The sequence below is a fragment of the Pseudoxanthomonas sacheonensis genome, from assembly GCF_010093305.1.
GTDB lineage: Bacteria > Pseudomonadota > Gammaproteobacteria > Xanthomonadales > Xanthomonadaceae > Pseudoxanthomonas_A > Pseudoxanthomonas_A sacheonensis.
In genome coordinates, this window is the sequence record NZ_PDWS01000017.1 from 18,828 (window position 1) to 32,083 (window position 13,256).

Below are 13,256 nucleotides of genomic sequence, written 5' to 3' on the forward strand. Positions count from 1 at the left end.
CTTTGATGATCGCGAAAGGCGTCGCGGGCAGGGCCCGCTCCTACAGGATTCATACATTCAGAAGTAAGAACTCCCGCTCCCACGAACTGATCACGCGGAAGAAGGTCTCGTATTCCTTGCGCTTCACCGACACATAGGCCCGCGCGAAGCGCGTGCCCAGCAGCTCCTGCAGCGGCTTGCAGGTTTCCAGCTCGTCCAGCGACTCGCCCAGCGACCGCGGCAGCTCGAAACCGAGTTCCTGCGCGCTGCTGGCCAGCGGCGGGGTCGCTTTCAATCCTTCGCGTATGCCAAGCAGGCCGCACGCCAGCGTAGCGGCCATCGCCAGGTAGGGGTTGGCGTCGGAACCGGCGAAACGGCTTTCCACGCGCATGTTCTCCGGCGTGTCCATCGGCACGCGCAGACCGCAGGTGCGGTTGTCGTAGCCCCATTGCACGTTGATGGGCGCAACCTGCCCCAGCGCCAGGCGCCGATAGGAATTGACGTTGGGCGCGAAGAACGCCATCGCCATCGGCACGTACTTCTGCAGTCCGCCCAGGTACTGGTCGAAAGTCGCGCTGAGCTTGCCTTCGCTCTTGCCGGTGAAAACGTTGTTGCCTTTCTTGTCCAGCATGCTCTGGTGGATATGCATGGCGCTGCCGGGTTCGTTCTCCATCGGCTTGGCCAGGAAGGTGGCGTAGATGCCGTGGCGCATCGCCGCCTCGCGCATGGTGCGTTTGAAGAAGAACACCTGGTCGGCGCGCGACAGCGCGTCGGAATGGGTGAAATTGACTTCCAGCTGCGCCGCGCCCGATTCGTGGATCAGTGTGTCCACGTCCAGTTCCATCGCATCGCAGTAGTCGTACATCAGGTCCAGGATGGGATCGAACTCGTTGACCGCGTCGATCGAATAGGACTGGCGCGCGGTTTCCGGGCGGCCGGAGCGGCCGGCCGGCGGCAGCAGCGGGAAATCGGGATCGGTGTTCTTCTGCACCAGGAAGAATTCCAGTTCCGGGGCCACTACCGGGCGCAGACCGGCTTCCTCGTACGCCGCCAGCACGCGCCTCAGCACATTGCGCGGAGCCAGATCGTGCGGCTTGCCGTCCTTGGTGTAGCAGTCGTGGATGACCTGGGCGGTGGGATCGGTCGCCCAGGGCACCATGCGTACCGTGTCCGGGTCCGGGCGCAGGAACATGTCCGAATCCGAAGGCGAGGTCAGGTCGTAGTAGTCGTCCGGATAATCGCCGGTGACGGTGGTGGCGAAGATGCCTTCCGGCAAGCGGGTGCCGTAGTCGTGGGAGAACTTGTCGGCGGGAATGATCTTGCCGCGCGCGATGCCGGTGATGTCGGGCACCAGGCACTCGACCTCGGTGATGCTGCGTTCCTTCAGCCAGCGTCGCAAGGAGCTTTCCGGTTTTTCCGGCGCGGTTTTTTTCTGGGCCTGGCGTTGGGTCATAAGTTGGCTTCAGTGATTGCGTTGTGCGGCGCGCGCCCGGCAGGCGTCGCCGAATGCCTTGAATATGCCTAGGTAGAACGGGTTTTCGGTGACGCGCCATTCCGGATGCCACTGCACGCCCAGCAGGAAACCGGGGCCTTCGTGGCGGAAAGCTTCGATCAGCCCGTCCGGCGCCACGGCTTCCACCTTCAGCCCCTTGCCCAGGCGCGCGACGCCCTGCCCGTGCAGCGAATTGACGCGCGCCGAGGGCGCGCCGGCGATACCGGCCAGCAAACCACCCGGATTGAGAGTGACGGCATGCACGGGAGCGTATTGCCGTTCCAACGGATCGGCTGGATTCTCGCGATGGTCCAGGAATCCGGGCTGCTCCTGCACTTTCTGGTAGAGACTGCCGCCGAAGGCGACGTTCACCTCCTGGAAACCACGGCACAGCGCCAGCAGCGGAACGCCCATACTGACCGCCAGCGGCACCAGCGAAAGCGTGGTCGCATCGCGCACGGGATCAAGCAGGTTGCCTTCGTAACTGGGCTCGTCGCTGTAGTGGTGCGGCTCGATGTTGCTGACCGCGCCGGTCAACAGAATGCCGTCGACCTGTTCCAGCAACTGCTCAAGGGGCAAGGCCGGCTGCAGCGTGGGAAGCAGAATCGGCAGCGCCCCTGCCCCGTCCACCACCGCGCGCACATACTTCTCGCCGGCCGCGAGAAAGGGATGTGGACCGATTTGTTTACGGTCGGTGGGAAGGCCGACCAGCGGCAGGCTGGCCATCGGGGGAGGCTCGAAAAAGCTTGACGGCAACTTAACCTGCCTGTTTTATTTTTACAACACCGGCCGCCCGATTACCGGTTTTATCCCGGCAATGGTGCATCGCGGCACCATTTCAGGACGCTTCAGAGCATCAGTATCGTCAAATGCGTTGAGTATTCTTGACAGCCGGATCTCTCTGGTAAGCTGCCGCGAACCGCCCGTGACGCCATCATGACCCGCATCCCAGACACCTCCCTTTCCGACATTCCCCTGCTTGCGCCGGCGGATGCGGCCACTCTGCGGCATCTGCCCGACTGCGAACTGGTCGACCTGCTGCTGCCCGACATGAACGGCCTGCTGCGCGGCAAGCGCATCACCCGCGATGCGCTGGAGAAGGTGTACCAGGACGGCGTATGCCTGCCGATGTCGCTGATCGCCACCGACATCACCGGCAACACGGTGGAAGAAACCGGCCTGGGCTACGACATCGGCGATGAAGACCGCATCTGCCGCCCGGTGCCCGGCTCGCTGCGGCCGGTTCCGTGGTCTCCCCGACCGATGGCGCAATTATTGCTGTCGATGGAAGACGCGCAAGGCGGAACCTTCGAGGCGAATCCACGTGAGGTGCTCAAGCGTGTGCTGGAACGTTACGCCGCGCGCGGCCTGAAGCCCGTGGTGGCGGTGGAGCTGGAGTTCTACCTGTTCGACGCGCATCTGGATGCCGACGGCAAGCCGCGTACGCCGGTCAATCCGGTAACCGGCCGCCGCAGCAGCAGCACGCAGGTCTATTACATGGAAGACCTCAACGACTACCGCGGCTTCACCGATGCGGTGTCGGCCGCGTGCAAGGCGCAGGGGATTCCGGCCGATACGGCCGTGGCCGAGTACGCGCCGGGCCAGTTCGAAATCAACCTCAAGCACCGCGACGACGCCCTGCTGGCCTGCGACGATGCGATCATGCTGAAGCGAGCGATCAAAGCCGTAGCCCAGCAGCAGGGCGTGCAGGCCAGCTTCATGGCCAAACCGTTCGCAGAACAGGCCGGCAATGGACTGCATATCCATGTCAGCGTGCTGGACGACAAGGGCGACAACATTTTCGCCTCCACTCCGGAAGCACCGGCCGATACCTTGAAGCATGCGATCGGCGGCCTGCAGCGCAGCGCCAAGGACAGCCTGCTGCTGTTCGCGCCGCACGCCAACAGCTACCGCCGCTTCGTGCTCAACGCTTTCGTGCCGCTCAATGACGCCTGGGGCTACAACAACCGCACCGTGGCCATGCGTATTCCGCACAGCAACGAAGCCAACACGCGCGTCGAACACCGCATCGCCGGCGCCGACGCCAATGTGTATCTGGTGACTGCGGCGGTGCTGGCCGGGATGCTGCATGGGCTGGAGAACGGTTTCGATCCTGGCGCGCCGGTGGTGGGCAATGCCTACGAGCAGACCGAGATACGCACGCCGTACTGGCGTCAGGCCATTGATGACTTCATGGGTAGCGACTTCATTCGCGAGCAGTTTGGCGAATCCTTCCGCCATATCTACGGGCAGCAGAAGTTGAAGGAAATGCAGACCTTCTATACCCAGGTCACTAATTTGGAATACGACTGGTATTTACGGGCAGTGTAAGTGCCCCCTTCTCCCCTTGTGGCGCCCGAAGGGTGTGCAAAGCTGAGAAGGTGCCCGAAGGGCGGATGAGGGGTACGAGCGAAGCGAGTGCTCCAAGCATCACGCGAAGATCAAAATGGATCCCAGCGTTCGCTGGGATGACGATACGGGAAGTTCATTGATGCGTGCTGTCGGACAATCCTCGTATCCACCCAGCTGGTACGCCGCCAGCGCCACGCCACTGCCCGAGCAACCGGCACTGCAAGGTGCGATCCAGGCCGACATCTGCATCCTCGGTGCAGGCTACACAGGCCTCTCCGCCGCGTTGGAGCTTGCCGAAGCCGGCTACAACGTAGTGATACTGGAAGCCGAACGCATCGGCTGGGGCGCCTCCGGGCGCAACGGCGGCCAGGCCATCGCTGGTTTCAGTTGCGGCGAGGCCAAGCTGGAATCGCTGGTGGGCTTCGACGACGCGCGCAGGATGTTCGACCTGTCGCGCGAAGGACTGCAATGGCTGCGCGAGCGCATCCGCAAACACGGCATCGCCTGCGACTGGCGCGATGGCCACGCCACCGTGCCGATCAAGCCGCGGCAGGAACGCGAAGTGCGGGCCGCGATCGAGGATTTCCGTACCCGCTACGACTATCCGGTCGAATGGTGGAACCGCGAACGCCTGCGCAGCCAGCTCGCCAGCGACCGTTACCTTGGCGCGCTGTACGACCCCAACAGCGGCCACCTGCATCCGCTGGAGTACGCGCTGGGGCTGGCACGCGCGGCGATGGCGGCAGGCGTGCGCATCTTCGAGCAGTCGCGGGTCACGCAACTGGTGCGCGGAGCCCGGCCCGTGTTCAAGACCGCGGGCGGCGAAGTGCATTGCGACTTTGCGGTCCTGGCCGGTAATGCGCTGCTGCACGGCATCGCGCCCGAGTTGGAATCGCGGGTCATGCCGGTCGGCACCTACATCGGCGCCACCGTGCCGCTGGGAGAGGAACGCGCGAAGGAACTCATCCGCAACGACATGGCGGTGGCGGACACCAACTGGGCGCTGGACTACTTCAGGCTGAGCCGCGACCGCCGCCTGCTGTTCGGCGGCCGCGCCAGCTATTCCACCCTGCCCCCGCCCAATCTGCGCGGCACCATGACCCGGCGCATGCGCAGGGTGTTTCCCCAGCTGGCCGACGTGCAGATCGAGTACGTGTGGGGCGGCTACATCGACATCTCGCTCAACCGCGCGCCGCATTTCGGACGGCTGACGCCCAATGTCTACTTCGCACAGGGATTTTCGGGGCATGGCGTCGTCGCTACGGGGCTGGCCGGGAAACTCATGTCGGAGGCTATCCGCGGCCAATCGGAACGCCTGGACCTGTTCGCCAAGATCCCGCACCTGCCCTTCCCCGGCGGCCGCGCCCTGCGCACGCCCATGCTGGTGGCGGCGATGGCCTGGTACAAACTACGCGACGCCTTATGGTGAAGCGCTTCAGAGCCGGGTCAGACTGCGCACCCTGATCTCGAACGGTTCCACGCATTGCGCAGAAGCCGCACGCTGGCGAACCATGGCCAGCAGCTCGGCGGGATCGAAGCGAACGTTCTCGTTCACCCGATAGGTCAGAGCCACCTGCCCCCACGCCACCGCCAAGCCGCTGTTCCAGACTTCGTAATCGGCGAAATAGTGGTGGTCGCACCGCCGCTCAGGTTCCGACATGCACATCGCATTCGCATTCGGCGCAGCCCAGATGCTCCAACGCCATGTCCAACGCGAGCGTATAGCTCTGGGCCATGTAGCCGTTCACCACCGCCAGCCGGTTGCCGTTGCCTGCACGCATGGTGGCTTCCGGCGCATCGCAACTGTCGTCGTGCACTTCGATATAAGGCATATCCATGTCCTTCAACGCCTGCTGGACATGCGCGCTTCGTACACACGCGCCGGGATCAAGCAGCGCGATCTCGGCACGCGAGCGGCATGCGATACGCAACGAATGCAGCACTTCCCGTTCCGAGCCGCAGGCCCGCACGGCGATGGTTTTGCCCGCGCATACGGCGCGTTCGACCAGCGCGCCCAGCACTTCGCGCGGCAAGGCGGGCGGTGTGCGCGGAAACAGGCCGCTGGCTTCGGGGCCACGGATGATGACGATGGACATGGGATTCCTTTGCCGGCTTTCAGAGGTGAACGGAAGTACCTGGGGCGTTGGCGCTTCGGCCCAAATGCCTGAGCGCAATGGCCAGGGCCAGCGAGTAACCGCTGGCGCGGTCATCGTTGACGACCACCGTGACCATCGGCGCGTTTCGCGGATGCACCTGCAGGTCCAGCACCTGTCCGCTGTCGTCGTGGACCTCGATGTACGGAGATTGGAGCTCGTCCAGAGCGCGGCAAAGATCCGCACCTTCGCGGACGCAATCGGCCGGATCCAGATCGCCCGAATCCAGCAGCACCATTTCGGTGTCGGGCTGGCGCGCCTGGCGCAGGCATTCGATCATTTCGCGGATACCCGCGCAGGTCCGGACGACCAGCGACTTGCCGGCAGCATGTGCGGCCGCTGTCGGCAGCAGGAGGGGTTCTTCTGTTCCCGGACCGCTCCATGGGAGTGCGGAGTGCGGACCTTGGATCACGAGGATGGACATCTGAGTCTTGCGGGCGCGTATTCAACGCAGTGACCGCAGGTTATTCCCGGCAAGCGTAAAGCCGCTATCCGCGCGGCCGGCCCGGAACATAAATCATGCGTAAAAAAGCCATCCGGCTGCCGGCCGCATCGTGCGCGGGGCGCGGTGGCGCCCCCGGATCAGCCAGCGTGCCGGGCGCGGGGCGCAAGCAACAGCGCGATCAAGGTCAGCGTGGCGGCGGCGGCAAGGTAATAACCCACATGCGAGACGCCATGCCTGGTCGCCAGATAGGTGGCGATGGAAGGAGTCAGCGACGCGCCCAGGATGCCCGCCAGATTGAAGGCCAACGAGGCCCCGGTGTAGCGTACGGCGGTGGGAAACATGTCGGCGAGCAACGTCCCGCACGGCCCATAGGTAAGACCGGTGACCGTCATCCCGATGATCAGGAACAGCAACACGCCCGCGCCGCTGCCGACGCTGAAAAGCGGCCCGTAGAACAATCCGAACACGATGATCGAGACCGTGGCCAGCACCATCGCCAGACGCCGGCCGTACCGGTCCGCCAGCAGCGCCGACACCGGAATTCCCGCCCCGAAGAACAGCACGGCGATCATCAGCATCAACAGGAATTGTTCGCGCGTGTAGCCCAATTGCGCGGTTCCCCAGGACAGATTGAAAACGGTCATGAGGTAGAACAGGACGAAGGTGGCGACCAGCGCGAACGTCCCGGCCAGCAAAGCGCCCGGATGTTCGCGCAGCACGCTCAGCATCGGCAGGCGCACGCGTTCGCCCTTGTCCAGCGTGTTCTGGAAATCGGGCGTCTCGGCGATGCGCAAACGCACCCACAGGCCCACGAAAACCAGCGCGGCGCTGGACAGGAACGGAATGCGCCAGCCCCAGGCCAGGAACTGCGTGTCGTCCATCAATTCGGTCAGCAGCAGGAAGATGCCGGTCGAGCACAGGAAGCCGAGCGGCGCGCCCAGCTGCGGAAACATGCCGTACCACGCGCGCTTGCCCGGCGGCGCGTTCTCCGTCGCCAGCAGCACCGCCCCGCCCCACTCGCCGCCCAGACCCAGGCCCTGGCCGAAGCGGCAAATCGCCAGCAATACCGGCGCCGCCACGCCGATGGTGGCGTAGGTCGGCAGCAGGCCGATGGCGATGGTGGAAATCCCCATGGTCAGCAACGCCGCCACCAGCGTGGCCTTGCGCCCTATCCGGTCGCCGAAGTGACCGAACAGCGCCGATCCCACCGGCCGCGCGAAGAATGCCAGGGCGAAGGTGATCAGCGATTTGAGGGTGGCGGTAGCCGGATCGCTTTCGGGGAAGAACAGCTGCGGGAACACGATCACCGCGGCGGTGGCGTAGATGTAGAAATCGAAGAATTCGATGGTGGTGCCGATCAGGCTGGCGAACAGTACTCGACTCGGGGAATTGGCAACTGCCGGGATTGTGGTGGTCGTCATCGTCTACGATCTGGCTTGGCTGGCCGGATTCTGGCAGATTCTCCGGCTATCGGCGCAATCGGATTTCGGGAGAATGCCGTGGACGAAGACCTCGATCGACTGACCCAGGCGGAATTGGTCGCGGAAGTGCGCAAATTGCGCGCCGCCATCCGCAAGCACCGCGACTCCACCCTTCACGAGCTTTGCTGGCACCACCCGGATCTATGGGGCCTGCTTCCGGAGCGGACCGATCCGCAGCCCGCGGTTCCCGAGTGGCCGCAGTTCATGCGCGGCTGCATCCACTACCGACAGTCGCTGGATCGGCAGTTGCCCGCTGCCGAGCGGGTCGGCGTCGAGTTCGATAAATCCGATAAAACCCGGTAGGAGCGACGTAAGTCGCGAAACATCTTGTGCCGAGATTCATTCGCGACTCACGTCGCTCCTACGACGGTCGCCCTCAATCCCAGTCGTCCTTGTAGACGAACTTCGGCATTTCCCAGTGATAGCGGATGGCCAGCATGCGCACCGCAAACCCGGTGACCATCGCGATCACCATGCCCACATCGTGATCCATCCCCACATGCGGGGCGGTCATGTAGATCGCGCCGGCCAACAGCGAGACGCTGGCGTACAGCTCCTTGCGGAACAGTAGCGGCACCTGCGTGCAAAGCACATCGCGCAGCACTCCACCGAACGTCCCGGTGATCATCCCGCTGACCAGGATGATCAACCAGTGCAGATGCAGTCCCTTGGCGATATCGCAGCCGACCACGGTGAACACCACCAGGCCCAGCGCGTCCAGAACAAGGAAACTGGTGCGCAGGCGCTTCATCATCGGCGCCACCAAGATGGTGACCAGCGCGGCGGCCAGCACTATCGCCAGATAGCTGGGATGCTCGATCCAGCTCAGCGGGTGGCGTCCCAGCAGCACATCGCGCAGCGTACCGCCACCAAGTGCGGTGACCACGGCGATCACGCATACGCCCAACCAGTCCATCTGGCGCCGGCCCGCCACCAATGCGGCGCTCATCGCCTCGACCGCGATGCCGATCAGGAAAAGGACATGTAGAAGCATCTTTTCTCCTTCGCCCTCCCGGCGGCGTTGCGCGGATCAGCCGCCCAGGTTGATCCAGGTCGCCTTGATCTCAGTGTATTTGTCGAAGGCGTGCAGCGACTTGTCGCGGCCGTTGCCGGACTGCTTGTAGCCGCCGAACGGCGCGGTCATGTCGCCGCCATCCCAATAGTTCACCCATACGCTGCCCGCGCGCAGCTTGCGCGCGACGCGGTGCGCGCGGCTGATGTCCTTGGTCCACACGCCGGCGGCCAGGCCGTATTCGGTGTCGTTGGCCATGCGCAGCGCCTGCTCTTCGGTGTCGAAGGCGATCACCGACAGCACCGGCCCAAAGATCTCTTCGCGTGAAATGGTGTGCTCGTGGGCCACTTCGTCGAACACGGTCGGCTCGATATAGCTGCCACCGGGCACCGTATCGGCACGCTTGCCGCCCAGCACCAGCCTGGCGCCTTCGGCCACGCCTTTTTCTATGTATCCCAGCACCCGGCTGGTCTGCGTCTCGTCGACCATCGCTCCCATCGGAGCGCCGGGCTCGAACGGATGGCGCGGCTGCATCTTGCGGCCGGCCTCGACCACGCGCGCCACGAACTCGTCCTTGATGGAGCGCTCCACCAGCAAGCGCGACGCCGCGGTACAGACCTCGCCCTGGTTGTAGAAGATGCCGCTGGCCGCCGCTTCGGCCGCCTTGTCCAGGTCGTGCGCGTCGGCGAACACCAGGTTGGGGCTCTTGCCACCGCATTCCATGTACGCGCGTTTGAGGTTGGAGCGCCCCGCGCACTGCAGCAACTGCTTGCCGACCGCGGTGGAACCGGTGAACACCAGGCCATCGACGTCCATGTGCAGGGCCAGGGGTTCGCCCGCCTCTTTGCCGAAACCGGGCACCACGTTGAAGACACCCGCCGGAATGCCAGCCTCCATCGCGATCTCGGCCAGCCGTATCGCGCTCAATGGAGATTTCTCCGACGGCTTCAGCACCACCGAATTGCCCATCGCCAATGCCGGGGCCAGTTTCCAGGTCGCCATCAGCAGCGGAAAATTCCACGGCACGATAGCGCCGATGACGCCCAACGGTTCGCGCGTCACCAGTCCCAATTCGTCGGGGCCGGTCGCGGCGACTTCGCCATAGACCTTGTCCAGCGCCTCGCCCGTCCAGGCCATGCAGCGGATCGTCGCCGCCACATCGACCTGTCGCGCGTCGGTGACCGGCTTGCCCATGTCCAGCGATTCCAGCACGGCGAGCTCGTCGCCGTACTGTTCGATCAGCTGCGCGAACTTCAGCAGCACTTTCTTGCGATAGGTGGGCTTGGCTTCGGACCACGCGCCGGAATCGAAGCTGCGGCGCGCGGCGATCACCGCGCGTTCGATGTCTTCGGCGGCGCATTCGGCCACGCGTCCCAGCGCACGCCCGTCGATGGGGCTGATGCAGTCGAAGGTCCTGCCGTCGGCGGCATCGACGTATTTGCCGTCGATGAAGGCCTGGGTACGGATCTTCAATCCGTCGGCGAGGGCTTGCCAGTTGTCGCGGGTGCGGGGCGCATTCATGGGTTGCTCCTGGAGTTTGTTCCCTTCTCCCACCGGGAGAAGAGCTTGCCCCGTACTGGATACGGGATGGCGCTAATCAAGGATTCGCTGAAGAATCGTATTCAGATCGGTTTTCAGGGTGATGGCTCGCTCCGGACACCCGCTCAGTCCAGCACTCGCCATTTCGAACGCGCGCGCTGAATCTCCAAGCTCCAAGGCAATCCTAGCCAGATGCAAAGCATTCCTAGCATTTATGTCTTCCGGCCGAGTATCTGCAATCAATTTCACGAAAGAGCTTGGATATTCAGCATAACGCTGGAAGAACGAACGCCCGACAGATTCCCACTCCGAGACAATGAAGCCAATCGTTTCGTCGACTTCACTCTCATTGGTGCCATAACCCCAACCCGTAGCCGATCCTGTAGGCGGCTCAATCCTTCCGCGGAAAATGCAAGCAGGCGCATCAATCTTTTCGGCTACGACTTCAAATCCACCTTCATCCAGCAGAAACGCCAAATGGGCAGCCATATTGAGGTAGTAACAATTTTCCGACGAAACGCTTTGGATGTTGAAGACATGGATAACCGGACCATTTATTCGCCGCAAAGTCGATCCAGACCCTTTGAATCCATCCGCACGCAAGATGGGGTAAATCCGTTTGGTGAGTCGCGACAAGAATGCCTTGTGTTCCATATATCCCTTTTTTCTAGAACGTTGCCGGAGTATTGGCACTAAAAATAACCGCATCCACTTCGCCGATGTTGCGGAACCGGTGCGGAATCCTGCTCTCGAAATAATAGGCCTCGCCCGCGCGCAGGATGCGCACCTGGTCGCCGACCGTCACTTCCACTTCGCCTTCCACCACCACGCCGCCCTCCTCGCCCTCGTGCAACAGCATGCTGTCGCCGGTATCGGTCCCCGGCGGCATGACCTCACGCAGGATGCACATCTGGCGTTGCGGACGATGCTGCCCGATCAGGAAATACTGGATACCGTTGCTGCCCACATCCGGCAACTCGTCGACCGCGTAGAAAGGGCTGTCCGGCAGGCCGACTTCCAAATCCAGAGTGAAGAAATCGGCCAGCGAAATGGGAATGCCGTCCAGCACCTTCTTCAACGAACTGACCGAGGGGCTGACCTTGTTCTGCTCGATCAGCGAGATGGTGCTGTTGGTCACGCCCACCCGCTTGGCCAGCTCGCGCTGGCTGAGATCCTTGGATTTGCGAACCAGCTGCAGGCGCGCGCCGATGTCCATCCCTACCCTTGTCTGTGAACTGATGATTGTGACCGCAGTGTTGCCGGATACTTTACACGGCGTGAGGATGGGGTCAATTTTCAGCCTGATTACCCCGTGGTTGTAAAGTTTTTTCAACGCGCTAAGCTGGCGTCCTCTTTCTTCCGCGACCCCCACGGAGCCCGCCGAATGAGCGCAGATTCCAGCCCCGACCACGGCGTCCTGGCCGACCATTACGCCGCCCAGGCCATCGCCGCGCCAGCGTCCATGGACGCCTTCTGGATGCCCTTCACCGCCAACAAGCAGTTCAAGGCCTCACCGCGCCTGCTGGCCAGCGCTTCGGGCATGTACTACAAGACCGTGGACGGGCGCGAGATCCTCGACGCCACCGCCGGTCTGTGGTGCTGCAATGCGGGACATTCGCGGCCCCGCATCGTGGAGGCGGTGAAGACGCAGATAGAGACCCTGGATTTCGCCCCCAATTTCTCCATGAGCTCGCCGCTGCCGTTCGTGCTGGCCGAGCGACTGGCCGAACTTGCGCCGGGCAACCTCAACCATGTGTTCTACGCCAACTCCGGCTCCGAAGCGGTCGACAGCGCGCTGAAGATGGCCATCGCTTATCACCGCGCCCGCGGCGAAGGCCAGCGCACCCGCCTGATCGGGCGCGAGAAGGGCTACCACGGGGTCGGCTTCGGCGGCATCTCGGTCGGCGGCCTGCCCAACAACCGCAAGTGGTTCGGGCTTGGCCTGCCAGGTGTGGATCACCTGCGCCACACCCTGGATATCGGCCGCAACGCTTTCTCCAAAGGGCTGCCCGAATACGGCATCGAACTGGCCGAGGACCTGGAGCGCATGGTCGCGCTGCACGATGCGTCCACCATTGCCGCGGTGATCATCGAACCGATCTCCGGTTCGGCCGGTGTGGTGATTCCGCCCGACGGCTACCTCAAACGCATCCGCGAGCTGTGCACCAAGCACGGCATCCTGCTGATCTTCGACGAAGTGATCACCGGTTTCGGCCGCGTCGGCAACGCCTTCGCCGCGCAACGCTTCGGCGTGCAGCCGGACATGATCACCGCCGCCAAGGGCATCACCAACGGCTGCGTGCCGATGGGCGTGGTGATGGTGTCCGACGACGTGCACGACGCCTTCACCCAGGGGCCGGACAACGCCATCGACCTGTTCCATGGCTACACCTATTCCGGACATCCCCTCGCCTGCGCGGCCGCCATCGCAACGCTGGACACTTATGCGGAAGAAAACCTGTTCGACAAAGCCATCGAACTGGGCGACTACTGGCAGGAAGGCATCCATTCCCTGAAGGGCCTGCCGAATGTGATCGACATCCGCAACTACGGGCTGATCGGCGCGATCGAACTGGCGCCGCGTCCGGGCGCGCCGGGTACGCGCGCCTACGATGCGTTCACGCACGCTTTCCACAACGGGAATCTGTTGACGCGGGTGACCGGCGATGTGATCGCGCTATCTCCACCCCTGATCCTGGAAAAAACGCATATCGACCGGATTTTCGAAGCCCTGGCGGACACCTTGCGCGCCACCGGTTAAAATCGGCGCTGAATCACGCACCCCGGCCCCAGCGCTCCCCAC

Annotated in this window: 14 protein-coding genes; 4 read left to right on the plus strand and 10 right to left on the minus strand. The window is 63.5% G+C overall.

Features of this window, described 5'->3' with window-relative positions; all coding sequences use genetic code 11:
• Positions 1–49: 49 nt before the first annotated feature.
• Both CSC73_RS13940 and CSC73_RS13945 read right to left on the minus strand, forming a co-directional pair.
• Positions 50–1,432 (minus strand): glutamine synthetase family protein, encoded by a 1,383-nt coding sequence (locus tag CSC73_RS13940; RefSeq protein WP_163841248.1) that lies wholly within the window; start codon positions 1,430–1,432, stop codon positions 50–52.
• A gap of 9 nt (positions 1,433–1,441) precedes the next feature.
• A complete protein-coding gene (locus tag CSC73_RS13945) occupies positions 1,442–2,197 on the minus strand; it encodes a gamma-glutamyl-gamma-aminobutyrate hydrolase family protein (protein WP_163841250.1) in 756 nt (251 codons plus the stop codon).
• Between the two features lie 210 nt (positions 2,198–2,407).
• Here CSC73_RS13945 and CSC73_RS13950 point away from each other — a divergent pair, with 210 nt between their 5' ends.
• Positions 2,408–3,802 carry a glutamine synthetase family protein gene (locus tag CSC73_RS13950; RefSeq protein ID WP_163841252.1) on the plus strand — a complete coding sequence of 465 codons (1,395 nt, stop codon included), beginning with the start codon at positions 2,408–2,410 and terminating at the stop codon, positions 3,800–3,802.
• Positions 3,803–3,962: 160 nt separating this feature from the next.
• A complete protein-coding gene (locus tag CSC73_RS13955; RefSeq protein ID WP_163841254.1) occupies positions 3,963–5,252 on the plus strand; it encodes an NAD(P)/FAD-dependent oxidoreductase in 1,290 nt (429 codons plus the stop codon).
• A 6-nt stretch (positions 5,253–5,258) separates the two neighbouring features.
• On the opposite strand, the gene CSC73_RS13960 is transcribed toward CSC73_RS13955, so the two are convergent.
• From CSC73_RS13960 to CSC73_RS13975, 4 genes are all read right to left on the minus strand, one after another.
• Positions 5,259–5,483, minus strand: a complete 225-nt coding sequence (locus CSC73_RS13960) for a hypothetical protein (RefSeq protein WP_163841256.1) — start codon at positions 5,481–5,483, stop codon at positions 5,259–5,261.
• The gene (locus tag CSC73_RS13965; protein ID WP_163841258.1) at positions 5,470–5,919 is read right to left on the minus strand and encodes a type II 3-dehydroquinate dehydratase; all 450 of its coding nucleotides are present in this window, start codon (positions 5,917–5,919) and stop codon (positions 5,470–5,472) included. The genes CSC73_RS13960 and CSC73_RS13965 overlap by 14 nt, the downstream gene beginning before the upstream one ends.
• Before the next feature lie 19 nt (positions 5,920–5,938).
• Positions 5,939–6,400 carry a hypothetical protein gene (locus CSC73_RS13970; protein ID WP_163841260.1) on the minus strand — a complete coding sequence of 154 codons (462 nt, stop codon included), beginning with the start codon at positions 6,398–6,400 and terminating at the stop codon, positions 5,939–5,941.
• A 158-nt stretch (positions 6,401–6,558) separates the two neighbouring features.
• Positions 6,559–7,842, minus strand: coding sequence for an MFS transporter (locus CSC73_RS13975; RefSeq protein WP_163841262.1), 1,284 nt, complete (start codon positions 7,840–7,842; stop codon positions 6,559–6,561).
• Between the two features lie 78 nt (positions 7,843–7,920).
• Here CSC73_RS13975 and CSC73_RS13980 point away from each other — a divergent pair, with 78 nt between their 5' ends.
• Positions 7,921–8,205 (plus strand): hypothetical protein, encoded by a 285-nt coding sequence (locus CSC73_RS13980; RefSeq protein ID WP_163841265.1) that lies wholly within the window; start codon positions 7,921–7,923, stop codon positions 8,203–8,205.
• Positions 8,206–8,278: 73 nt separating this feature from the next.
• Here the strand turns inward: CSC73_RS13980 and CSC73_RS13985 are convergent, their stop codons facing one another.
• From CSC73_RS13985 to CSC73_RS14000, 4 genes are all read right to left on the minus strand, one after another.
• Complete coding sequence (locus CSC73_RS13985) at positions 8,279–8,896, minus strand: trimeric intracellular cation channel family protein (protein ID WP_163841268.1); 618 nt, start codon at positions 8,894–8,896, stop codon at positions 8,279–8,281.
• Positions 8,897–8,932: 36 nt separating this feature from the next.
• Entirely contained in the window at positions 8,933–10,435 is a 1,503-nt protein-coding gene (locus CSC73_RS13990; RefSeq protein ID WP_163841272.1) for an aldehyde dehydrogenase, read from the minus strand.
• A gap of 72 nt (positions 10,436–10,507) precedes the next feature.
• Complete coding sequence (locus CSC73_RS13995; protein ID WP_163841275.1) at positions 10,508–11,107, minus strand: DUF4304 domain-containing protein; 600 nt, start codon at positions 11,105–11,107, stop codon at positions 10,508–10,510.
• Positions 11,108–11,120: 13 nt separating this feature from the next.
• The gene (locus CSC73_RS14000; protein ID WP_163841278.1) at positions 11,121–11,669 is read right to left on the minus strand and encodes a cupin domain-containing protein; all 549 of its coding nucleotides are present in this window, start codon (positions 11,667–11,669) and stop codon (positions 11,121–11,123) included.
• Between the two features lie 168 nt (positions 11,670–11,837).
• Here CSC73_RS14000 and aptA point away from each other — a divergent pair, with 168 nt between their 5' ends.
• Positions 11,838–13,214 (plus strand): omega-aminotransferase AptA, encoded by a 1,377-nt coding sequence (gene aptA / locus CSC73_RS14005; RefSeq protein ID WP_163841281.1) that lies wholly within the window; start codon positions 11,838–11,840, stop codon positions 13,212–13,214.
• Positions 13,215–13,256 lie beyond the last annotated feature (42 nt).